The following is a 21508-nucleotide window of genomic DNA, read 5'->3' as shown; positions in this document are numbered from 1 at the left end:
CGGGAAGCTGCAATGGCAGTTCGCTACGAGCTGCGCGGCGTCGAGTATCCCGGACAGCCCCGAACCATCTGGCGCTTCGGCAATCCCGAATGCCCGCTCCGCCTCGCCCAGGCTCCTCTGGGCGTAGGCGGAGCGCCGATGGCTCACGTCCGGCAAGCCAACGCCCGCCAAGCCGGTGCCACCTACCGAGGCACAAACCGAGACATCAACACGATCAGCATCACCGTTCGAGTCGGCCCCGTCGCTCCGGGTGAAGACGCATACGACCTGTGGAGCACCTGGCGCGAAAGCCTCGGCGATGGAACGAATCTCGCCGAATGGCACGTCGTCTCACCCGGCGGTGGACACCGCTGGCAATACGTTCGGCTGGAGACATCAATGCCTGATCCGCCGTTCGAACTGCTCGACACCGTGGGGTGGTGCACAGAGGAGGCCGTACTCGTCTCCGACGAATCCTGGTGGAACGCAGCCGCGGTCAATCCGCGTGCGTTCACGCCCGATCAGTTCGCCGGTCAGACCCTTCGCAACGAAGGCGACGTCGAGGCGTGGCCGTTCTGGAAGCTCACCGGCCCTGGCGTGTACTCGATCGGCGTCGATACCGAGAAGGTGCTCCTGCCCAAGCTTCAGGCAGGAGAAGTCTGGACGGTTGAAACGAACCCGGAGTTCCCGCACATCAAGGATGCGACCGGAAAAGACGTGTGGAGCAAGGCTGGAAACGTGGCCTGGTACAAGCCCGTCCCCTCGAAAACGACTGTGCCACTGAACATTGAGTCGGTCAGCACAAGCGCGGCGAGCCGCGTCGAGGTGTGGCTACCGCAGAAGTATCAGCGAGCCGCCGCATGACGACCGCTTACGCTCCACCCAATCCGCATTGGCGACCGAACACCAAGACCCCGCCCGCATTCAACATCACCGTCTTCAATCAGGATTGCACCCAGTCGCGTCCGCTCGGCCCGTACGTCAAGGCCAGATTCGGTTGGTTCTGGAATGTGCCCGGCACCGGCACGATTCAGGTTCGCGCGGACCATCCGCTCGCAGCCCGACTCATGCAGTGCAAGCGCGATGTCGTCCCGATCAGGACCTACTACAACGGCATTCCATGGGACGGGCGCGTCATGTCCGCGACCATGGAGGGCAAGCCTGGCGAAGAGATCGTCACCGCCACTTGCGTTTCCAACCTGTACTGGCTGCTCACGATCCTGGCCTGGGTAAACCCGCTCTTCCCTCCGGAGGTGCAGGTCGGCCTGACCGGCAAGCAGGACATCATGTTCGGCCCGGCAGACTTCGTGTTCAAGTACTTTCTCGCGAAGAATGTCATCCGGTTGCAGAAGCCGGTCTACATGAAGTTGCCGATCCGGTACGAGATTCCGGAATTGCCGCAGCTGAAGGACCTCAACAGCCTCGATGACATCCTCGCGGCCATCGACGATCTGACCTCCGAGCTGTGCATCGTGTCGGCCCGGTTCACCCAGCTCGACGAGCTGTACAAAACGACCGTCGAGGCCGCGGACATCGGTCTGTCTTGCAATCTGTGGACGCCGAAAGATGGCCCGTCGCCGTGGATCTTCAACACGGACTCACTCGCCCGGCTGCAGAACGTCCTGGATCTGTCTGGCGACAACTTCTTCTGGTTCATGAACCCGGGCAACATCCTCGGCCTGGCGGACCCGGACCAGTGGGGCAAGGCACAGAAGGCCGGGTACATCTTCGACACCCAGCGCAAGCGCGACCGACGCTGGATGCAGTGGCGCACCGACTCCGGCCACATCACCAACTACACGCGCGGTGTAAGCCATCCCAAGGCGCACTCGGCCATCGTGGGCGGCAAGGCACCGGAGTTCGTCAACCAGGTCGTCGAGTGGGCAGCGAACGCGGCAATCAAGGCGCTGCTGAACTGGCTGCTGCCCGGCGCTTCCCTCGGCGACATCCTCGTAGGCGATCTGTTCGACGATATCTTCTTCGCCTACCAGAAGTTCGACGATCACCAGCTCAAGGCAGACCTCGGCCCGCACGCATTCGGTGAGATCTTCGTCGACAACACCACCGCGTATTCACTCGATGCGTTCGCCGTGGGCCTGGCAGGGCTCAAGGCTGCCGGTGGCGGCGAGTCGCTGAAGCTCGAGGTGCAGGCCGGCGGAATCGACGGGCGCGGATTCTCTTTCGGCGAGGACGACGGTTCCGGCCGTCGGTTCAAGGTCGGCGACATCATGACCTTCTACGACCGGGGCACGGTCATCGAGGACTACATCTCTGCGGTTGAGGTCGAGGACTCCCGCGACGAGAAGTGCACCGAGTTCATCACCATCGGCGACGACGGCGAGGTCAAGGACGCCTGGGAACGGCTCATCGACCGCATGAAGGGCTTCGCCGGTCTCTCGCGAGCCATCGCCAACGGCACTGGCTAATTCCGATCACCAACCAAGGGAGGCCCGCTATGGGCTGGAAGGGCGACCCTGTCTGGCTCGCAGACGTTTTGCGAGACGAGGGTCTGAATGTTGTTGAAGCGCCTGGTTGGCGCACGCGGGGGCATGGGGACTTCCGCGACATCTGGGGCGTGGTGTGCCATCACACCGGCGGCTCTCGAACCCCGGCAACGGAAATCATGTACGGCACAGCGTCTCTCGAAGGTCCGCTGTCGCAGATCCACCTCTCACAGGACGGCACGGTCACCGTGTGTGCCGTCGGTGTCGCCTGGCACGCCGGATTCGGCGTGTATCCCGGCCTGCCCGAAGACAACGCGAATTGGTACACCGTGGGCATCGAGGCCGCCAACAGCGGCAGCGAGGGGTGGGGACCGGCCCAGTATTGGGCGTACGTGAAGGTGTGCGCCGCGATCTGCCGCAAGCTCGGCTACGGCGCGGATCGCGTTATCGCGCACAAGGAATGGGCCGGAGCAGATAACCCGCTCGGCATCAACAAGCAGGGCAAACCCGACCCCGGCTTGATGGACATGGACCGCTTTCGTGCGGACGTCCAAGCGCAAATCGAACATCGAAATGGAGGCTTCCTGATGGCTTTGTCCGAGGAGAAGCAGAACGAGCTGTACAACCTCGTCACCAAGGAACTGGGCTACAGGTTCCAATCCCGCTACAAGGACGAGCTTGGCCGCCAGTCCGACTATCGCGATTCGCTCGTCGGCTTCGTTCTCGAAACCGATCGCAAGGTAGAGGCTTTCGACCGCTGGCGGCGCGCGAAGGATGACCGGGACAAGGCGCTGGACGCCAAGCTCGACGCCATTCTCGCCAAGCTCGCAGCCTGATCAACCCACCGCTCAAGGAGGCCACCCATGGCTGACTATTCCGTGCCGTCCTCGCAGACCGCCTACCCCTGGCGAGCGACCGCTCGCACCGTGCTCCAGGTCGTACTCGCCCTGGCCACGCTGATCCCCATCGTCGTTATCACCGGCGGCATCCCCGCCGGAGGTGCTGTAGCGGTCATTCTGGCCGCGTGCGCGGGCATCACCCGCGTGATGGCGCTGCCTGCGGTGAATGAGCTGCTGGCCCGCTTCGCGCCGTGGCTGCTCGCAGAGCCCCCGGCCTGACCTTTCACCGAACGCAGCCGCGGAGGCCGCCCCCTGATTTTTCGGGAGGCGGCCTCCGTCGTTCCTGCCAACCTTTGGGAGGCAGGGTGTCCATCACCCCATATGCCAACGACATTCTCACGCTGGTAGGCGTTCTGGCAGGCGCATTCGGCGTCTGGCACGCCGCCCGCGCCCGCATCCAAGTCGACGCCCGCAACGCGACAGCTGACGACGAGATCGAACGCCAGCGGGTCGACGACGAGCGCCTGAAGATCCTGCTCGACGCCCAACGCGCCGACTTCGAATCCATCGTCCAGCCGCTCCGAGACGACGTCGACAGCCTGCGCCGCGAGGTCCGCGAGCTACACAGCGTGATCGACGCTCTCCGCGCTCGGTACCGCCTCGCCCTCGACTATGTCCGCGAGCTTCTCGCCTGGGCGCGCCGCCAGCCCGAGGCCGAATCGGCACCCACCCCACCGCAACTCATCGCTGACGAGGTGTAGCCAGTGAAGCGACTCATCCCTCCGCCTGAACCTATGCCCATCTTCGGCAGCTTCGTCGACGAGTTCCTGAAGCGGATCTTCGGCATCACCTCCGCGCACGGCACTGCAATCTCCAACCTGGAAAACCGGCTCGCGATGGGCGCGACCTTCCATGACAACTTCAACCGAGCTGACGCGAATGTCCTTGGCAACGGCTGGGTTCAGGGAGGCGCGGGCCAGGAACTCGGGATCATCGACTACGCCGCCCGCCTGCGCGGCGGCACGAATACCGGTGTCCGGTATGCGATTTGCCCCCAGACCATGAGCGATGACGATCACTCCGTCGCAGTGATCGTCAACCCCAAGGGCGTCATGGACGGCTGCCCGACATCGCTGTTCGTGCGCGCAAACGCTGACATGACGGAATTCGTTGTGGCGCACGTCTGGAAGCGCAGGATTCAACTCGGGCGCGGAACCCGCAACGGCAACAGCTGGACCTTCACCAAATGGGAAGAGGCGCAACGCGGAGTCAATGAGTCCGACACCGTCGAAGTCATCGCCACCGGAACCAGCTACCGAGTGATGGTCAACCGCACTACAGCGCTCGAATACACCGACTCCACAGGCTATCCCGTCGACGCCCAGCACCGCAGCGTCGGCTTCTCGCAGGAAACCCGATTCCAGGGGATCATCCCCAACTGGTCTTGGGGCCTGGCGGCTTTCACAGCTCGCTCCGGAATCAGCAACCTCGCCGAGACCGCGAAGACCGCCAACGAGGCGCAAGCGTCGGCGGTTGTCGCACAGGAGACCGCCCGATCGGCACAGAGCGTCGCGACGTACGCGCAGACGACCGCGAACGGCAAGCCGAACTTCTCCGACATCCCCACGAATATCCCTCTCTGGCAGAACATCAACCCCGCCGACGACCCAACCTTCCCGCTCTCGCAGTTGGTGAATTGGACATCGGTCAGCGGCGGGTCCAATGCACCCGCCAACAGCGACGAGGGCAAATCCCCCGACTACGTGCCCGCGACGCGCGTGCTCGAACTCGGTTTCATCCGCGCGACCCGCGACCGCACATACGGCACCGTCGGCATGATCACCGGCCGGGGCGGGTGGGGCTATGACCCGCAAGCCTTCGCCGTCGCCGTGTTCAAGATGGACCCCGCTTCGGGCAACCTGTCGAAATTCTGGGACAGCGGCGACGTCAAGAACCAGATCGCCGCTGCGGGCACTCAGTTCCGTTTGCCGGTACCACGATTCACCGCGAAGCAGGGTGACATCTTCGCCGTGGGAATCCTGCAGATCAGTCCCTCGTTCGGCACATCCAACCGCCCGCTCGCCTGCCTACGGCAGAGCCGCCCCGACCAGCCGCCAGGCGTGTTCCCACGCAATATCTACGGCTTCGTCAAGGACTGCGACTCCATTCCCGACCTCATTACCGCGTCGAGCATCAAGACCGGCGAGTGGATCCCCTGGCTAGTCCTCGGGTAGAGCCGCTCGCCCACACAGCAGGAGAAACGATGGCAGACAAACTGGCCAAGACGAAGGCATTCCTCCTCCGCGCCAACGACATCGGTACGGCCAAGGCGATCTGGGACGCGTATAGCACCAGCGGAGCGAATGCCCTTTCCGAGGCAGTCGGAGCGCTGTACACAGCAATCAGAGCCGATGACCCGAACTACAACCCCGGAGGAGCACCGTCGGAAGCACTGACCGACGCCAGCGCTAAAGCCCACGTCTCGGGGCTCGTCAAGACACGCCTGATGCTCGCGCATCTCTTTCACAACAGCGGCGGCCCGACCGCCGATCAGGCGATGATCTTCGGCTCGAATTTCGACGGCACCAGCTGCTTCCTCGCGGACCTCATCAAAGCGGTGCAGGCCGACGACCCGGCCTGGACGCCCTAGCCCCTCAATGCGTTTCGCGCTTCATCACTCAGCTAGAAGGAGTCACCGGTGACCGTCCTTTTCGATCACTTCAACGACTTGGAGGATGTGCCGGTCAACGGCGTCTGTGAAATCTGGCGGCCGACACTGAGCCCGGACGTGGACGGAGAGGGTGTCACGACACCCAACCGCGTCGTAGTCCCAATCATCGCCGGAGAACTCCGTACGCCGGATCTCGACCCTGGCCCAGCCAAAGTGATGCTGCGCCTGGGCGAATGGAGCGCGCCGCGCAACTGTGTCATCCCGGCCTCTGCAACTCCGGTCCGGCTCACCCCGCTGTTCGGTCAATACGAGCCGCAGCCGCCCGCCGTCGTCTCGGAAGCGTGGCTTGCTGCGAACCAGGCTCGCGCGGCCCGGGACGAAGCGGTACTGGCGGCTGACGGCGTCCGCGATATTTCCAAGGACGCAGCCCAAGTCGCTGCCGACAAGGCGACAACAATCGCAGCCCGTGACGTAGCCGTCACCGCGCGGGGCGAAGCTGTCGCAGCCCGCGTCGCGGCTGACGCGTCACGCGACACCGCCAGCCAGAAGGCAGGCGCAGCGGCAACGAATGCCGCTGGCGCCGCTGCCGATCGGGCAGCCGCGGAAACCGCCAAGAACGATGCGGTCGCCGCGCGTGACGTATCCGTCGCCGCACGCGACACTGCGACCGCGAAAGCAACTGACGCAACCAAGTCGGCGGCCGACGCAGCCAAGTCCGCGCAGGACGCTGCCAACGCTGGCGGAGTACCCACCACGCGAACAGTGGCCACAGGCGGCGGACTGACCGGTGGCGGCGACCTGAGCGCTGACCGGGCGCTGTCCCTCGCCGCGAACGGTGTCACCAACTCGCATATCGCCGACGGCGCACTCTCTCAAGCCAAGCTCGCTGCCTCGGGAATCATCACCGACGCCCTGAACGCTCGCGAACTAATTTCTCGCAGGGGCGCTGCGAACGGCTATGCAGCCCTTGACGCGTCGGGCAAGGTACCTGCGACGCAGCTGCCGTCGTACGTCGACGACGTGATCGAAAGCGCCAGCACAGCAGCCTTTCCCACCACAGGCGAGGTGGGCAAGATCTACATCGCTGTCGACTCGAACAAGGTGTACCGGTGGGGCGGCTCGTCGTACACCGAAATCAGCCCCTCGCCCGGATCCACTGATGCGGTCCCGGAAGGGACCACGAACCGCTACTTCACCGACGCTCGCGCGCAGGCCGCGAACACAGCGGCATTGGCGACCAAGGCCGCTGACTCGACCGTGGTCCACCTGGCCGGTGCGGAGACGATCAGCGGTGCGAAGACCTTCTCCGCTGCCGTGGTTGTGCCTGCACCGACTGCGGCCGGACACGCGGCACGCAAACAGGATGTCGACGCGAAGGTGGGTAGCGACGGCTCGGTGCTCACGGTCCTGAAGATGACGCAGGCGGCTTTCGACGCGCTCGGAACCGGACGACCCTCCAGCACCATCTACGTGATTGTGGGGTGAACGATGCCTGTGCGAATGGGTGACGCGTCACCCACCAGGTATTACGCAGGTGACGCGGCGGCTTCGAAGGTCTACTGCGGCGACGCTCTGCTATGGCCTACCGGCGTCTCCTACCGAGACGACTTCAACCGCGCTGACAGTCAGGTGCTTGGCGGCGACTGGCGCATCGACGCGAACGGCTCTGCACGGGTCGCGTCAAACCGCGCCATGTTCAAGGCCATGGGCGCTAACAGCGGGCGCGCTGGCTCATGGATGAGCTATCAGGGCGGGAGCAACAGCGGTCGCCTGTCCACGGACAACTACGCCGTCAAGGCCCAGCTGATTCCGCCCGTCGGCGGCTCGGCTGCCGACAATGTGACCGCGATCGTCCTCGGGGTGCCTGACACATTCAGCTCCGGCTCCGTGTGCTGTTCGCTGGTCGTCACGACAGGGACCGGCTGCGCGATCGTCACATCAGCGGGAGTGCCGCCCAGCACAGGTCTCGGTGTCGGCGCAGTAGGCCAAACCCAGCAGAAGACCGTGTCGACGAACATTGCGGCGACAGACCTGATCGAGCTCCGGCGGGTCGGCAACACCTTCACGGCCTACCGCAACGGCGCGACCTTCGGGCTCTCCTGGACCGACTCCGGCAATCTCGTCCCTGCCACTCCGGCCAACCGCAGGTTCGGCCTGATCGTGGAAGGCAATTACCCGTTGTTCCAGCAGGAGTTCCGGTCCCCAGCGATCGACTGGATCGAGGCATACGACATCGCGGCCGACGGCACCTCGACCGCACCGATGATCCTCAAAGCCGCCTAGGCGCAAAGCGGACACCCCGCCCGATTCCGGGCGGGGTGTTTTTGTCGTTTCGGCGGTGCGTCACCTACGGACGTGACGCGACACCAGCGATGAGCAGCGCCTTTCTCCAGCGTCGCACGGTCGCCTCCGAGACGCCGACCTGCTCGGCAATCGCGTAGTTGGACAGGTTCGTCTCGCGCATCAGGTCCTCGGCGATATCGCGCGGCTCGCGAGTGACGTCCTCGACTACCGGCAGCTCGTCCGTGTCCGGCTCCTCGTAGTGTTCCGCGACGCTGGACGCGGGCTGATCGGTCGGCACTCCAGGCAATACGTCATCCCAGCGCCGGGGCGCGACGCTGGGTGCGCTGATTTCCCCAGCCGGCCACGGTTCCGCGGGCTCGTGTTCCAGCGGCGCCAGCGGTTCGACAGGCTCCGGTGACGCAGCCCGATCTGACAGTGACGCGGCATGATTCGTCGCTGACGTGTGGCGCGCGAGGTGAACGCTCAGGTGCGTCACCGCGACCAATGCAACGGGCGGCACTGCTGCGACGCCAGCGGCGATGTATGCGGGCATCGGTCCGTGCGGCATGGCTGCGTCGAGGATGTTGGCGGCAATGGAGATCGACGCGGAGGAGCCGAGCATCGTCCAGGCGTACACAGAGCCACGGACGGCGAGCACGGCGAAGGTGGCGACGATGATGAGGCCGTCGACGATGAGCGGCCAGAGGACGGGGATCGAGACCTCGGAGCGCCGGGCTACATCACTTTGCGACGCGAAGGACAGCACGGACGACAGGGCGATGATGACGACCGTTCCTGTGACCGCTGTCCGGGCAGGGGTGAGCATCGGGGATGGTTCCTTTCGGGTGCTGGTGGCGGCCAGCTAGTTGATGGGTCCTCCGGTGCGGAGGCCATTCCAGGCGATGACCTCGTCGCTGTCCCAGACCGGGGTAGAGCCGATCTTCTTGATCGGCTTGGGCGCTGGGTTCGTGGCGGTGGGCCGGTTGACGTACGCGTGCCAGGTACGCAGTTTCACGTCGATGTAGTCGGCGCACTGCTGCGCTGTCCACCAGGTATCGGGGTCAGTTGCGCTCATCCGGAGAGCCCTCTCGTCGGTGCATACCGCGAATGTACGCGGCCGACTCGGACTGTAGGTGATCATGCCGCGGCTCCGTTCATCGTGCTGGTGGCGGCAATCAGGCCGCCGGGGTTCAAGAGGTTTTGGGCACGGGTGGCGGCGACGTACGCCAGCATCAATTCGTCTTTGAGGCGCTTCTGGCTGCGGCGCAACGCTTCCTGCGGAGTCTGGCCGTCGTTCGCGCGGCGTACCCGCCACTCGTGGACGTGCTTCGCGACCTCGTTGCCCTCGGGGTCGAACCGAAGCCGACCGTTGTCGGCAATCCACCCCTCAGACTGGCGCACCGATTCGGCCGCCTGGTCCACGCCGCTGGCGATGTCGTCGGCCAGGTGCACGCTGGGCCACTCGCGACCCTTGGACTTGTGCGCGGTCGAGACGATCAGGTCGGCCTGCGCTTCGGGCACTACACCGCCGAGGGCAGTCTGAACCTTTGCCGTGCCGTGCTTTTCGATAAGAGCCACCAGCACTTTCCAGTCCGCCGAGTCCGCGGAGTCGTTGGCGTGAGCGACGACCTGTTCCCAGCAGCGGAAGGCTGCGAGGTCAGCAAGGCGTGGCTTCTTCCATGCTGGGCGGCGCTCATCGATGAGGAGGTCGGCGTCCTCGCAGAACTGAACTGCGTAGCGGTTCTCGCTCATCAGGTGCACGCGCTGCCCGGCGGCCTGCGCGGCCATAACGTGCTCGATGGCGGTGGCATTTGTGCGTGCCAGGGTGACGTGCAGGCCCGTCGCGGTGTGGTCGACGATGCTGGCGCGGCGCGGGTTGCCGGTCAGGCGGAGATCGTCGCCGAGGCGAGCGAGCAGGCTGTTGGCTGCATCCGCGACCGCCTGGCCGAAGCGCCACGACTGGGTCAGGCGGCCTTCGGCGGCATCGCTGACCTGAACCATGTAGTCAGTCGCGCCGGTGAATCCATAGATGCTCTGGGCCTGGTCGCCGACCGCGACCAACTGCAGGTGGGTCTGATCGCTGATGATGCCCGCGAGAACCGGGCTCGTATCCTGCGCCTCGTCCAGGAAGATCACACCGCCATCCGGGCCAACCTTCGGCCGCTCCAACGCGAACAGCTTCAGGTAATGGGAGTGACCGAACGCGACGGCTTGCCCCAGGGGGTTCTGGAGGTCCACCCAGATGGATTGCGCCACAGGGAAAACAAAGTCGACCATCTGGGCGTGTGAGTCCCGGTCGTCCAGGCCGGGAATGCGCCCGACGTGCTGCTTGGTCAGCTGCTCATCGGCGCTGCGGCAGAATCGGTCGACAGCCGCGAGCGCGTGCCGAGTGACCTCGTACGCGGTCAGAGTGACGGTCTCCCCGCCCACGTAAGAGAGGAACCGGTCGACCTTCAGACGCTTGCCCGTCTCGCCGATCGGAATCCGTGCGCCCCGGCGCATCCGGTCCAACAGCGGAGCGTGCCGGGTGTTCGCGAGATTCCGGTACGCCAGGGAGTGCGCGGTCGACGCCGAGATGCACTCGGGAAACTTGGATTTCGCCTCCTCCGCGATCGACTTGTTGAACGCGACATACAGGCCGGCGCGCTGCTGCGCCTGAACGATCTCGGCGAGCTGGATCAGGGTGGTGGTCTTGCCTGTGCCTGCCCCGGCCCGGACTCGGATCGGCTGGCGGGTCTTGAACAATTCGTGGATGTGCAACTGCTCGGCAGTCGGCGCGAACGCGCTCATGATCTGGTTCCTTTCGGGCGGGGTGGCGGCCCCGTGGTGGATGGCCGGGCCTGATCGACAGGCCCGGCCTGGGTGGTGCTGGGTGGGCTAGCTGGATAGGGCTCGGTGTCCTCCGACGCCGGTCTGTCCGAGGTTCACGCGCTGTCCTGCGGCAGCTCCCGCCGCGGCTGCGTTGGAGTCATGGCGGGAGCGGGTCTTGATGTAGTTGGCGTTTGCGCCGTGGTCGGCCTTGAATGCGGCCTCCGCGCGCTTGGCGTCGTCCATCAACACCAGCGCCATACCTGGCTCGGCTTCCGACGCTGCGTTGCCCTCGGCCTCTCGAAGGCGGGCGGCGACCTCGTTGTAAAAGCCACGCATCCAGGACATTCGGAATGCTTTGGTGCCCACCTTGGATCGCGGGCTTGGCTGCTGGCGAGCGGCTCCGGCGAGCATCTGTGGCATCAGGGTCGCGAACAGGAACCGCAACCGCTCGACATGGCCCGCTGTGCCGTAGACGACATGATTGCCGTATCCGTTCATAACCAGTGGCTCGCAATGTAATTCGCGGGCCATCAGGTGCAGAAGGAAGGACTGTTCACGCTGGTACTGGCCTCGGATGTTGAATCGGCCGATCTCGATCGGGGCGGGGCCTTCGCCGGAGCGCTGGCGGGCTTGGGCTTCGTCGAGACCGTATTTGGCGAGAAGCTGGAATGCCTTGGCGTTGAAGACATCTGCCTCCGGCGTGCCTGCGACGCTCTCGGCCTTCGCGAACAGCTTGCGGACCTTGTCGAGCATTGTGTCTTGCTTGGTGCCATGCGCCTGGGTCATTACTGGTTCCTTTCGCGGGGCGCGCCCGTGGCGGCGGGCGCGCTGCGTGGTGTGTTCGGCGAGTGGCGGCCCGCCGGAGGTGTGGTTACTTCTGGACGAATCGGAGGTTCAGTCGGTCGAACCGCTGCTGCCACAAGATGTTTGCGCGAAATCCGTCGTCCATGTAGACGTTGCCTGCGCGAATTTCGGTGCGGGGGTGGAGTTCGATGCTCACTCTGGTTCCTTTCGGGTCGGGGGTGGCGGCCCCCGGTTGGTCGTACAAATAAATCCTACATACGAGGTATGTACGACGCAACCAGGGGCTTGCCTAAACGTCCGTGACATGCATCACCGGCGGATGAAGCGCCATTCGGGGCTGTCGTCCATGGAGGACATCAGGTCCAGGTCGTCCGCATTGCAGTCTTCGGCGATGGCGTAGTCGCCGTGATGGGACGTCACCAGGGCGATGTACACCCCTAGCTCGCCCCACATCACCGCGACGCTGTCGCCGACGCGCAGTTCGCTGAAGGGCACTGCCTCGATTGTGTAGTCGGCGGCTACGCCGAGCTGGATTTCGCCGCTGTCGGCGGCGTATGCGGTCCATACGCGGAGGTTCGGGTCGATGCTGTCGATGGTCACTGCGGGGCTCCTCGGGGGTTGTTCGGGTACCCCCGGCGGGTTGGGCCGGGGGTGGCGGGTCAGCCGATTGGGTCGATTCGGTATTCGATGTGCGCGGGCACCGTGCCGTAGTGCTCGATGTCATGGGCGCGCATGTGGCCGACCAGGCGGCGGGCATGGTGGTAGGTGACGGTGGGGATACCCGGGCCGGGGGTGCGCTGGCCGTCGATGAATTGGGTGACGACGTAGGTGTGCTCGGGGCTGAACATTGTTGGTTCCCTTCGGGTTTGGTGGGGGTGGCGGCCCCCGGTTGCGTGATACATATGGGGTATGTACGACACAACCGGGGGTTGTGGGTTAGTTCGCGGGGCGAATGGCGTACCCGATGTGGTCGGGGCGGCGGTGGAATGCCGCCATGTCCACGCCGCGCAATCCGGCCACCATGGCGGCGGCCGTGTTGTATCCGGCGACGGTGTGGCGGATGTCGGCGACACCGTTGACGGTGCGGGTGATGGTGAAACGATCGGCCATGTGGCCCTCCTGGGTGGTTGGTTCCGGGGTGGCGGCCCCGGTGTGAATGTCCCCGTTTCGGCGACAACACCATGATTACATACCGGGTATGTATGGCGCAAGCAGGGGAGACAATATTTGAGTGAGTCCGTCGTCACAGTATTGCGTACAAAATTTGGTACCGAATTAAGCACTCCAGAGGGTACGTTCATGGGAGTACGCACCACACGGGGCCGCCACCCCGGAATCGAAAGGAACCATCCATGACCCAGCCCGCGCAGCCGGACGAGTACGACGTCACCATCGAGCGCAAAGCGCTCAAGGAGCTGGCAGCAATCGAGCCGCGAACTCAGCGCGGCGCGATCGTCGCGGCCATCATGGCGCTAGGACTCGACCCCCGGCCGAGCGGCTGCACCAAGCTGAGCGACACCCCCGGATTCCGTATCCGCATCGGCAGCTACCGAGTGGTCTACCTGATCGACGACGGCATTCGCGTCGTGACGGTGACCAAGGTCGGCACCCGAGGCAGTGTCTACAAGAAGTAGCGGCCCAGTCCGCCACAGAGCCCCCGCCGCGCGAGTGACGGGGGGAAGGGAACCGCAGTGACCACAAAGAAGAACGAGACCGCCTCGGCCGCCGTACCCCGTCGCCCCGGATCGGCCATCCGTGCGCGAGTGAAGGCGCACATGGTTTCGGTCAGCGAGGCGCGCAAGGGGCTTTCCACTCAGCTCGCGCTGACGCAGTCCGGGCAAGACGTGATCATCCTCACCAACTCCAAACCTGAAGGGGTACTGATGTCATTCGAGCGCTACGAGGCACTCCTGGACCGGATCGAGGATCTGGAAGATCGCCTGTCGATCGTCGACCGGGACGGCGACACCGTGCCGTTCGAGGAGGCGGCCGGGGACCTCGACCTCTAGCCCTCCACGCCTCTCGCCCCACCTCTGCGTGCCAGTCGGTACGTTTAGGTGGGGCACGGAAGGCGTTCCCTCACCTCCGATTTCGGAGTTGGGTCAACCCTCACCTGCACCCTCACCCTCGGCTTGGCGGATCGGGGTGTGAGAGCTCTCTCATGTCTTGCTTGCTGCAAGATTCCTGGAGGGCAGAAAGCGGAGGATGCACCGGATGACGACGCACAAAACAACTTGAGCCCGAAGGCTGAAGTTGCTGGTGGAGAAGGGAATTGGTCGGGGTGACAGGATTTGAACCTGCGACCGCCCGCTCCCAAAGCGGGTACGCTACCAAGCTGCGCTACACCCCGAATCGACCCCCAACGGGGTTGGAGCGGGTGACGGGAATCGAACCCGCGCTATCAGCTTGGAAGGCTGAAGTTCTACCATTGAACTACACCCGCATGCCGCTTCCGGAGTACCCGAATGCATGCGTTGAGCACTGTACCTAATCTCACTCATCCAATGCCAATCGGGCTGGATACGGGGTGGATCGCCCCGGTAGACACCGCCTGCGGCGCGTCGCGGGGGACTCGCGGAAATTGGGTGTAACGCCGGGGTCTCGGCAGCGATCACACATCCGATCGCCATTCGCGAGGTGTCGGGAACCCGTTCTGAAACAGGGACTTTCGATGCCGGGTGGCTTGCTAGGATCCTTTTTGTCCGGACGGGGGTATCTGGAAAGGGGGCGGTGAGCGTGCACCACACATGCCAACCGCGAGTCAGTGAGTTCGATCCGAAGGGCAATACCGGCGTGAGCTGCACCGCTGCCGGTACCGAAGGCACCGGCGACGCCGGGCCGAACACCACGTTCGCAGGGTGAGCGCATATGCCCATCCGAATCGACACCCGCACCAGCGCCGTCGTGACGGCCACCATCCGGGAATGGGCGCGAGCTGTGCATCCCAGCGGAACCGGTTCCATCGTGCCCGCACTCGAACCCGAGGATATGGAACGCATCTTCGGCCGCATCATCGGTGAACTGCTGGAACTGGCTGGATCCGAACCGTTTCCGGTGCCCGCGGCCCGTGCCATCGGGCGTCAGCTCGCCGAAGCGCCGTTCGAGCGCACCCGCATGCTCGCACCCGCCAGTCGCGCACTGCTCGGGCTCGCCCCGGGCGAATCGGGATCGCTGATCGCCACCCGCTGGCCGTTCATCGCCAGCCAGGCCATCGACAGTTATGCCGAGGCGCTGCAACAGCGGGCGCTGGCGCAGCAGGAACGCAGTCTCTCCGAGGCGGTTTCGGTGCGCGTGCAGGAGATCGCGGCATTGCAGACCAGGCTGCGGCACGAGGCCACCCATGACGCGCTGACCGATCTGGCCAACCGCTCACTGCTCAAGGAGCGGGTGCGGATGATGGCCACCGATCCGGCGCGCGGCGTCGGACTGCTGCTCATCGATCTCGACGATTTCAAGCAGATCAATGACGGTTACGGGCATTCGGTCGGCGATGAGGTGCTGGTCACCATTGCCCAGCGGCTGCGGTCGGCGTGCCCGGCCGAGACGGTGATCGCCCGCTACGGCGGGGACGAGTTCGTGGTCGCACTGCCCGCGCGCCGCAATTGCCTGGGCGAACTGGCCATGCGGGTATTGGCCGCGCTGTGCGAACCCGTACAGACCGCGGCGGGGCCCGTCCCGGCCTCGGCCAGTGTCGGTACCGCCTTCTGCCCGCCCGGGCGCGATTGCGATTTCGCCGATCTGCTGCGCAGCGCGGACCGTGCGATGTACTCGGCCAAGACCGCGGGTAAGCGACAGTTCGCCGTATCGGAACTCGACCCAGAGGAGGTCGACTCAGGTCCCGCAACCGCCCGATTCGCGGCAGTGGCAGGCTGAGCGACCTGGGGGCGACGCCGGTTGTAGCGATGACACCAATACACAGCACTCAATTGGCAATTGCTGCCGCGTAGGGTGGGGGTGTGGCTACGGTTGTCGTACTACTCGTTCTCCTGGTGGTCGTGCTGCTGGCGGTATTGATGGTCGGCCGCGGTCGGCGGGCCCGCGCGAATACCCAGCTCGCGGATGCCAAAGCCGATGCCAGGCGAGTCATCGAACGTCTCGGCGGCCAGGTGTACAACCTCTCCGGGAGTGACGAACCCTCCCGGCAGGCGCTCGTCGATGCCGGTGAGCGGTTCACCGCGGCCGGATCGCAGATCGACCAGGCGACGACGCCCGCGCAGGCGCGACTGGCCAAGGAGACCGCCCTCGAGGGGCTCTATTACGTGCGAGCCGCGCGTTCGGCCATGGGCATGGACCTCGGACCGGCCGTCCCCGAACTCGACGGACAGCGCAGCGCCGGCGCGGTGACCGAGGATCGCGTTGTCGACTTCGACGGCCGGCGCATCGAAGCCTCGCCCGACCCCTCGTCACGGACACCGAACTACTACCCGGGCGGGCGAGTGGCGGGGCGTCCCGTTCCGGCCGGTTGGTACTCCGAACCATGGTGGCGCACAGCGTTGGTCGCGGGCGCGTGGGGTGTGGGGTCGGTGCTGCTGTTCGATGCGCTGTTCACCGGGATGTCCGGGGTCGGGTACGACGCCTCCGCCTTCGAAAGCGGATACGGGGACGGCTACCAGGCCGGGCTGGATGCCGGAGACGGCAACTCCGGCGACCAGAACTACGGGGCTGGAGATCCGGGCTCCGGCGACCCGGGCTACGACTCCGGCGACCAGGGCTACCTCTCCGGCGACCCGGGCATCGCGGATGCGGGCTTCGCGGACCCGCGCTCCGATTTGGGCGGCAGTGATTTCGGCGACTACGGCGATTTCGGCGGCTTCGACAGTTTCGACGGCGGCGGCTTCTAGCTCGCGATTCGATTTCGATGTGCATGTAGTCACGCGGGCCGCTACTCGACGTTTACCTGCGCCATTACATCGACTTCGCAGGAATCGGACATAACTCGCATCGAATGCGGGGATTGTTCTCTATCAGTTTGCCTGACCGGCTTTTCGGTAACCGGAAGTTGTGCCTCCGTTTGCACTGTGTTATCGATTATCAGTGCTGGTCGACCACGAGGTGAATGATCCCGGCTCGTCGGTTCGCGGCGGGGTCGGTTCCCGGGTCATACCCGCGACCGGATTGGTCGCGGCGCTGGCGCTGTTGATCGTCACCCAGGTGTGGGCGTCCACGCACGAGACCATGGGTCCGCTGCGTAGTCTGCTGGCCGATTATCTGTTGAATCCGCAGTCGGCTTTCGTGTCCTGGGCCGGATTGGGGCTGGCCTGCGTGGGTGTTCCCACCCGTCTGCGGATCACCACCCTGAGCGCGGCCGCGGTGCTGGATCTACTCGTGCTGAGCGTGCAGGCGCTGTGCGGCTGGCATGTGTCGATCGGCACCGGACCCACCCTGGCGCTGACGGCGCTGGTGGCGACGGTGTGCCGCTGGCGGGGTCAGCCGCGGCGAACGGCCTTGCACGCCATCGCATTCGGAGTCCTGTTGATCATGGCCTCGAAAGTTGCCGACACCTGGTTGATGGTCAGCATCGCGAATGGTCCGCGGGTGCTGGATCAGTACGTCCAACTCGCCGATCGCGCGCTCGGTGAACCGGCGTGGCTGGTGGGGCGCGCGCTCGACGGGCTGGGGCCGATTCCGTCGAATGTGCTGCACGTGGTGTACATCCAGCTGCCGGTCGCCGCCATGGCCGTCGCGGTGTGGCAGTTGCGCAAGGTGACCATCGAACCGTGGCCGCGGCACAGTCTGCTGCGCACCTTCCTGGCGCTGGGCGTGATCGGGCCGCTGGGGTATGTGCTGTTCCCGGTGGTCGGGCCGGTCTTCGCCTACGGTCCGCTCGGCCATGGGCTGCAACTCGCGGATTGGCCGCATACGTTGCCCGCCTGGGATTTCACGCCGAAGCCGATGCCGTTCGATGCCGTCACCGCCCGCAATTGCATGCCGTCCATGCACACCGCGTGGGCGACGGCGCTGTTCATCCACACCCGTGACGCACCGCGCTGGCTGCGCTGGGCCGGGGCGACCTGGCTGGTGTGCACGCTGCTGGCGACGCTGGGGTTCGGCTATCACTACGGCTGCGATCTTGTCGCGGGCGCGGTGCTGTGCATGACGGTGGAGTCGGCGCTGCGCGATCCGGAGCGCGGCTGGGACCGCGGTCGGGTGTTCCTCGTGTCGCTCGGCGCGGCGACGCTAGCCGGATTGTTGCTGTCCTACCGTTTCCTGGCGACGACCATGGCGGAGTACCCGTTGCCCGCGGGATTCCTGGTGCTGGGCGCGCTGGCGGCGGTTACATTCGTGTTCTACGACACCTGGTTCGGCCATCGAACAGCCACTCCCACAAGGCAATCCGGACAACTCGCGCGAAAGCCGAAAGGTTAGTGTCTGCTTGATGATCACGACGCGGGCGGGGCAGCGCGGCTTGCTGCGTAAACCGAATTCAGACAACCGAAGATATGTACCCCGTGTTCCGATCGTGGTCGGCGTCCTGGTGTCGGTCGCCATCGCGCTGATCTTCTCCAGGCTGCACGGATTCCTGGATCTTCAGGTGTATCGGGTGGTCACCCGATCCTGGCTGCATCACGGTTCGGCGCTGTACGGTCCGACGCTGCCGGTGGCGGGCCATACCGATCTGCCGTTCACCTATCCCCCGTCCGCGGCGATCTTCATGATCCCGCTGGCGGTGGCGCCGATGTGGTTGGCGGAAGTGCTGGTGACGGCGAGCTCGCTGGCCTGCCTGGGCGTGACGCTCTGGCTGGTGCTGACCCGGGTTCGGCCCGAGCTCGGCCCGCGTACCAAGGCCACGGTGACGACGAGCGCGGTCGTGATCCTGCTCGCCATCGAACCCGTTCGAACCACCCTGTGGTTCGGGCAGATCAACCTCGTTCTGATGGCGGCGGTGGCGCTGGACTGCCTCACCGAGAAGCCTCGCTGGCCGCGCGGCATGCTGGTCGGCATTGCCGCGGTCACCAAACTGACTCCCGCGGCTTTCATCCTGTATTTCCTGATCCGCAAGGACTGGAAGGCCGCGGCGACCACGGCGGCGACATCCCTGACGGTCGTCCTGGGTCTGTTCCTGCTGTTCCCCCAGGAGTCCAAGGACTACTGGCTGCACGCGGTCAGCGATACCAATCGCATCGGGTCCCCGGATTACGTGGGCAATCAATCGATCAAGGGGATGGTCTTCCGGCTCGGGCTGACGCACTCGTCCGCCGTGGTGGTTTGGCTCGGCGTCGGCATGGTCGTGGTCTGCGCGGGGGCGGCGCTGATGCACCGCCTGTTCACCGCCGAACAGGCGAGACGCCCGGATACTCCGGACGCGCCCTCGATCACCGTCCTGTCCGTCACCGCGCTCTTCGTGAATGCCGCGGTCCTGCTGCTGATCTCACCGGTGTCCTGGACGCACCACTGGGTCTGGGCGGGTCCCGCCCTGGTGGCGGCCCTGGCGTGGGCGACCACCAAATCCAGCCGCACCCCGTTCATCACCATCGCCGTCTTCGCCGCCGTCTTCCTGATCGGCCCCGGAATCGTCCCCAACGGCAGACACCGGGAACTCAATTGGTCCTGGTGGCAACACATCCCGGGCGATGCCTACATCATCGCCACCACGATTCTCATCGCCGTCGCGGTGGCCCAACTGGTGCGAACGCGCGCGGTCACAGCACGCTGATTCCTCGCGAGCAGGCGGCTAACGTTTGCGGGCGCGGCTGGATTCGATGCGGGTCGCGAGTTCGAGGAGGTCGGCGGCGGGGCCGACGGATGGGGTTTGGCGATGCCAGATGGCCCGGAACTTTCGGGTCAGTGGGGACCTGCATCGAGGAATGCCCGCTTCTTCGAAGAGTTACTGCCGGGACAACCGGCCCCACCCGGAAGTCCCAGCGGCACAACCGGTGTGGGTGCATTGGGCGTGGACACGGTGTACGTGCGAAACCTCGGCAGCTGAGGGTCCCATGAGCGGCATGATCGCGCCGACGCTGATCCCCTAGCGCGGCAATACTGCTGGGCCATGCACCGAATGCTGGGGTCTTGAAGGGTATTCGGCAGGCCGGTAGCGTCGAATTCTCGCAGGTCGGGATGGAGACGTGGTGGGAATCAAGGCGTGGTTGGACTCCGGTAGACGATCCATCGATTTCATCTGGGCGGCCGCTAGGGACGAGCCGGAAGCGCTGTCCACGATAGGCGGCTATTACTTCCGACGGGGCGACATGGGTAAGGCCGAGCAGTGGTATCGGATGGCGGCGGATGCGGGTGCGGCCGACCATGCCGGATCGGCCTTCAACCTGGCCGTACTGCTCGATGAGCGGGGAGCCGATGGCGAGGCCGAGCAGTGGTATCGCAAGGCCGCCGAACGAGGTCATCCCGGGGCGGCGCTCCAGGTGGGGTTACTGCACGGGCAGCGGGGTGAGGACGACGCGGCCCGCGAATGGTGGCTGCGCGCTGCCGAATCAGGCAATGTCACCGCGATGTTCAACCTGGCCACGATCGCGCCGGACGACGAGGCCGAATCGTGGTACCGCAAGGCAATTGAGGGCGGGGACGCCGACGCGATGAACAACCTCGGCGCACGCTGTGAGAGGCACGGCGACAAGGTAGAAGCCGAATCGCTCTATCGGGCGGCGGCGGAGGCGGGCAATGCACATGGCATGAGCAACTTGGCAGTCCTGTGCGACGAGAGAGGCGACACCGAGGAAGCCGAGAAATGGTTTCGCCGCGCGGCGGAACAGGGCGATATCTCGGCGGCCGCCAATCTCGGAATCCTGCTCGATCAGCGGGGAGAGCGCGAATCGGCCCGCGAGTGGTGGCTGCGCGCGGCGGAAGCGGGCAGCGGGCCGGCGATGTTCAGTCTGGCTTTGGCCGCACCCGAGGAAGAGGCCGAATCGTGGTATCGCAAGGCAGCCGAAGCCGGTCATGCCGCCGCGATGAACAACCTCGGCGCACGCTGTGAGAGGCGCGGCGACAAGGTAGAAGCCGAATCGCTCTACCGGGCGGCGGCCGCGGCGGGCAGCCCGGCGGGGATGAGCAATTTGGCCGGCATGCTCAGAAATCAGGGTGACACCGAGGCGGCCGAGCAGTGGTATCGACGTGCCGCGGAGGACGGCCACCTGAACGCCATGAATGGTCTGGCGGAGCTGTTGGTCAGTCGAGGCGATTGCGCCGAAGCCGAGCAATGGCACCGTCGAGCGGCGGAAGCGGGGCACGCCGGGTCGATGTACGAATACGGCAAACTTCGCCTCGACCATGCCGATCCCGCCGAAGCGGAGACTTGGTGGCGCAAAGGCGCCGAAGCGGGAAACGACTTCGCCATCTGCAACCTCGCGACGCTACTCGGCCAACAGGGGCGAGACGATGAGGCCGCGCCCTGGCGTGCGCGTGCCGTGGAGCTGGGACACGAACCTCGATAGCCGCAGTTGCCGAACGCGTCCGGATGCGACGAGGTTGACAACTGTTGCACCAGAACAGGTTTCGCTCCCTCCAGGACCGAGTGCAGGAGTGCGGTGCAGGGGTTGAACGCGCGAAGGAATTACAAACCGAGGTCACCTCGATCGACCGATGTGGCCCCGTTGAGTCTGCGCCTGATCGGGATGCTGGGCGGCCTGACACCCACCCTGACCGCCGCGATCCAGCGTGGACTCGGTGCCGAGCAGATCGCCAGGCAACTCGCCGAGGGCCAGCGCTACAAAAACTGATGCCGG

Annotated in this window: 25 protein-coding genes and 2 tRNA genes; 17 read left to right on the top strand and 10 right to left on the bottom strand. The window is 65.3% G+C overall.

The window, feature by feature from the left end; genetic code table 11:
- Positions 1-12: 12 nt before the first annotated feature.
- The 9 genes from NA10_RS08915 to NA10_RS08875 all read left to right on the top strand — a co-directional run bounded on the left by NA10_RS08915 (position 13) and on the right by NA10_RS08875 (position 8216).
- Positions 13-843 (top strand): hypothetical protein, encoded by an 831-nt coding sequence (locus NA10_RS08915; RefSeq protein ID WP_067565791.1) that lies wholly within the window; start codon positions 13-15, stop codon positions 841-843.
- The gene (locus NA10_RS08910; protein ID WP_067565788.1) at positions 840-2405 is read left to right on the top strand and encodes a Gp37-like protein; all 1566 of its coding nucleotides are present in this window, start codon (positions 840-842) and stop codon (positions 2403-2405) included. The genes NA10_RS08915 and NA10_RS08910 overlap by 4 nt, the downstream gene beginning before the upstream one ends.
- A 29-nt stretch (positions 2406-2434) precedes the next feature.
- Entirely contained in the window at positions 2435-3259 is an 825-nt protein-coding gene (locus NA10_RS08905; protein WP_084514442.1) for a peptidoglycan recognition protein family protein, read from the top strand.
- 27 nt (positions 3260-3286) lie between these two features.
- Positions 3287-3541, top strand: coding sequence for a hypothetical protein (locus NA10_RS08900; RefSeq protein ID WP_067565782.1), 255 nt, complete (start codon positions 3287-3289; stop codon positions 3539-3541).
- 86 nt (positions 3542-3627) lie between these two features.
- Positions 3628-4023 carry a hypothetical protein gene (locus tag NA10_RS08895; protein ID WP_067565779.1) on the top strand — a complete coding sequence of 132 codons (396 nt, stop codon included), beginning with the start codon at positions 3628-3630 and terminating at the stop codon, positions 4021-4023.
- 33 nt (positions 4024-4056) lie between these two features.
- Positions 4057-5496, top strand: coding sequence for a hypothetical protein (locus tag NA10_RS08890; RefSeq protein WP_067565776.1), 1440 nt, complete (start codon positions 4057-4059; stop codon positions 5494-5496).
- A 29-nt stretch (positions 5497-5525) separates the two neighbouring features.
- Positions 5526-5912 (top strand): hypothetical protein, encoded by a 387-nt coding sequence (locus tag NA10_RS08885; protein WP_067565773.1) that lies wholly within the window; start codon positions 5526-5528, stop codon positions 5910-5912.
- A 48-nt stretch (positions 5913-5960) separates the two neighbouring features.
- Positions 5961-7418, top strand: a complete 1458-nt coding sequence (locus NA10_RS08880; protein ID WP_067565770.1) for a phage upper tail fiber protein — start codon at positions 5961-5963, stop codon at positions 7416-7418.
- 15 nt (positions 7419-7433) lie between these two features.
- Positions 7434-8216, top strand: a complete 783-nt coding sequence (locus NA10_RS08875; protein ID WP_067565767.1) for a hypothetical protein — start codon at positions 7434-7436, stop codon at positions 8214-8216.
- 64 nt (positions 8217-8280) lie between these two features.
- Here NA10_RS08875 and NA10_RS35385 read toward each other — a convergent pair whose 3' ends face one another.
- From NA10_RS35385 to NA10_RS36525, 8 genes are all read right to left on the bottom strand, one after another.
- Positions 8281-9042, bottom strand: coding sequence for a DUF2637 domain-containing protein (locus NA10_RS35385; RefSeq protein ID WP_084514441.1), 762 nt, complete (start codon positions 9040-9042; stop codon positions 8281-8283).
- A gap of 36 nt (positions 9043-9078) precedes the next feature.
- Positions 9079-9291 (bottom strand): helix-turn-helix transcriptional regulator, encoded by a 213-nt coding sequence (locus NA10_RS08860; protein ID WP_067565758.1) that lies wholly within the window; start codon positions 9289-9291, stop codon positions 9079-9081.
- A 62-nt stretch (positions 9292-9353) separates the two neighbouring features.
- Positions 9354-11006: a UvrD-helicase domain-containing protein gene (locus NA10_RS08855; RefSeq protein ID WP_067565755.1), complete on the bottom strand. Its 1653-nt coding sequence runs from the start codon at positions 11004-11006 to the stop codon at positions 9354-9356.
- A gap of 87 nt (positions 11007-11093) precedes the next feature.
- Positions 11094-11813, bottom strand: a complete 720-nt coding sequence (locus NA10_RS08850; protein ID WP_067565753.1) for a DUF2786 domain-containing protein — start codon at positions 11811-11813, stop codon at positions 11094-11096.
- 85 nt (positions 11814-11898) lie between these two features.
- Complete coding sequence (locus tag NA10_RS39110) at positions 11899-12027, bottom strand: hypothetical protein (RefSeq protein ID WP_281180161.1); 129 nt, start codon at positions 12025-12027, stop codon at positions 11899-11901.
- 113 nt (positions 12028-12140) lie between these two features.
- Positions 12141-12431: a hypothetical protein gene (locus NA10_RS08845; protein WP_067565750.1), complete on the bottom strand. Its 291-nt coding sequence runs from the start codon at positions 12429-12431 to the stop codon at positions 12141-12143.
- 59 nt (positions 12432-12490) lie between these two features.
- Positions 12491-12679, bottom strand: a complete 189-nt coding sequence (locus NA10_RS08840; protein WP_067565747.1) for a hypothetical protein — start codon at positions 12677-12679, stop codon at positions 12491-12493.
- Positions 12680-12767: 88 nt separating this feature from the next.
- Positions 12768-12941 carry a hypothetical protein gene (locus NA10_RS36525; RefSeq protein ID WP_157556242.1) on the bottom strand — a complete coding sequence of 58 codons (174 nt, stop codon included), beginning with the start codon at positions 12939-12941 and terminating at the stop codon, positions 12768-12770.
- A gap of 242 nt (positions 12942-13183) precedes the next feature.
- On the opposite strand from NA10_RS36525, the gene NA10_RS08835 reads away from it, so the two are divergent.
- Both NA10_RS08835 and NA10_RS08830 read left to right on the top strand, forming a co-directional pair.
- Positions 13184-13465, top strand: coding sequence for a type II toxin-antitoxin system RelE family toxin (locus tag NA10_RS08835; RefSeq protein WP_067565744.1), 282 nt, complete (start codon positions 13184-13186; stop codon positions 13463-13465).
- Positions 13466-13522: 57 nt separating this feature from the next.
- Positions 13523-13840: a type II toxin-antitoxin system Phd/YefM family antitoxin gene (locus NA10_RS08830; protein ID WP_157556240.1), complete on the top strand. Its 318-nt coding sequence runs from the start codon at positions 13523-13525 to the stop codon at positions 13838-13840.
- 264 nt (positions 13841-14104) lie between these two features.
- Here NA10_RS08830 and NA10_RS08825 read toward each other — a convergent pair.
- Together NA10_RS08825 and NA10_RS08820 are read right to left on the bottom strand one after the other, a co-directional pair.
- Positions 14105-14181, bottom strand: a tRNA-Pro gene (locus NA10_RS08825).
- Positions 14182-14200: 19 nt separating this feature from the next.
- Positions 14201-14274: transfer RNA gene (locus NA10_RS08820), tRNA-Gly, on the bottom strand.
- A 425-nt stretch (positions 14275-14699) separates the two neighbouring features.
- Here NA10_RS08820 and NA10_RS08815 point away from each other — a divergent pair.
- From NA10_RS08815 to NA10_RS39105, 6 genes are all read left to right on the top strand, one after another.
- Entirely contained in the window at positions 14700-15704 is a 1005-nt protein-coding gene (locus NA10_RS08815; RefSeq protein WP_067565738.1) for a GGDEF domain-containing protein, read from the top strand.
- Between the two features lie 83 nt (positions 15705-15787).
- Complete coding sequence (locus NA10_RS08810) at positions 15788-16672, top strand: DUF1542 domain-containing protein (protein WP_157556238.1); 885 nt, start codon at positions 15788-15790, stop codon at positions 16670-16672.
- A 193-nt stretch (positions 16673-16865) separates the two neighbouring features.
- On the top strand, positions 16866-18197 hold the full coding sequence (locus tag NA10_RS08805) for a phosphatase PAP2 family protein (protein ID WP_245677102.1): 1332 nt from the start codon (positions 16866-16868) through the stop codon (positions 18195-18197).
- Between the two features lie 10 nt (positions 18198-18207).
- Positions 18208-19485: a glycosyltransferase family 87 protein gene (locus NA10_RS08800; RefSeq protein ID WP_084514440.1), complete on the top strand. Its 1278-nt coding sequence runs from the start codon at positions 18208-18210 to the stop codon at positions 19483-19485.
- A gap of 415 nt (positions 19486-19900) precedes the next feature.
- Complete coding sequence (locus NA10_RS08795) at positions 19901-21217, top strand: tetratricopeptide repeat protein (protein ID WP_157556236.1); 1317 nt, start codon at positions 19901-19903, stop codon at positions 21215-21217.
- Positions 21218-21376: 159 nt separating this feature from the next.
- The gene (locus NA10_RS39105) at positions 21377-21502 is read left to right on the top strand and encodes a hypothetical protein (protein ID WP_281180160.1); all 126 of its coding nucleotides are present in this window, start codon (positions 21377-21379) and stop codon (positions 21500-21502) included.
- Positions 21503-21508: the final 6 nt, after the last annotated feature.

It is taken from the genome of Nocardia acidivorans NBRC 108247 (assembly GCF_001625085.1).
Taxonomy (GTDB): domain Bacteria; phylum Actinomycetota; class Actinomycetes; order Mycobacteriales; family Mycobacteriaceae; genus Nocardia; species Nocardia acidivorans.
Note: the sequence above shows the minus strand (reverse complement) of the source record. Positions and strands in the feature narration are given on the sequence as shown.

Coding starts and splice junctions, on each gene's coding strand:
- NA10_RS35385 (WP_084514441.1), bottom strand. CDS start 9,042: ATGCTCACCCCTGCCCGGACAGCGGTCACAGGAACGGTCGTCATCATC.
- NA10_RS08900 (WP_067565782.1), top strand. CDS start 3,287: ATGGCTGACTATTCCGTGCCGTCCTCGCAGACCGCCTACCCCTGGCGA.
- NA10_RS08850 (WP_067565753.1), bottom strand. CDS start 11,813: ATGACCCAGGCGCATGGCACCAAGCAAGACACAATGCTCGACAAGGTC.
- NA10_RS08855 (WP_067565755.1), bottom strand. CDS start 11,006: ATGAGCGCGTTCGCGCCGACTGCCGAGCAGTTGCACATCCACGAATTG.
- NA10_RS08905 (WP_084514442.1), top strand. CDS start 2,435: ATGGGCTGGAAGGGCGACCCTGTCTGGCTCGCAGACGTTTTGCGAGAC.
- NA10_RS36525 (WP_157556242.1), bottom strand. CDS start 12,941: ATGGCCGATCGTTTCACCATCACCCGCACCGTCAACGGTGTCGCCGAC.
- NA10_RS08890 (WP_067565776.1), top strand. CDS start 4,057: ATGCCCATCTTCGGCAGCTTCGTCGACGAGTTCCTGAAGCGGATCTTC.
- NA10_RS08910 (WP_067565788.1), top strand. CDS start 840: ATGACGACCGCTTACGCTCCACCCAATCCGCATTGGCGACCGAACACC.
- NA10_RS08800 (WP_084514440.1), top strand. CDS start 18,208: ATGATCACGACGCGGGCGGGGCAGCGCGGCTTGCTGCGTAAACCGAAT.
- NA10_RS08815 (WP_067565738.1), top strand. CDS start 14,700: ATGCCCATCCGAATCGACACCCGCACCAGCGCCGTCGTGACGGCCACC.
- NA10_RS08875 (WP_067565767.1), top strand. CDS start 7,434: ATGGGTGACGCGTCACCCACCAGGTATTACGCAGGTGACGCGGCGGCT.
- NA10_RS08835 (WP_067565744.1), top strand. CDS start 13,184: ATGACCCAGCCCGCGCAGCCGGACGAGTACGACGTCACCATCGAGCGC.
- NA10_RS08860 (WP_067565758.1), bottom strand. CDS start 9,291: ATGAGCGCAACTGACCCCGATACCTGGTGGACAGCGCAGCAGTGCGCC.
- NA10_RS08915 (WP_067565791.1), top strand. CDS start 13: ATGGCAGTTCGCTACGAGCTGCGCGGCGTCGAGTATCCCGGACAGCCC.
- NA10_RS08885 (WP_067565773.1), top strand. CDS start 5,526: ATGGCAGACAAACTGGCCAAGACGAAGGCATTCCTCCTCCGCGCCAAC.
- NA10_RS08840 (WP_067565747.1), bottom strand. CDS start 12,679: ATGTTCAGCCCCGAGCACACCTACGTCGTCACCCAATTCATCGACGGC.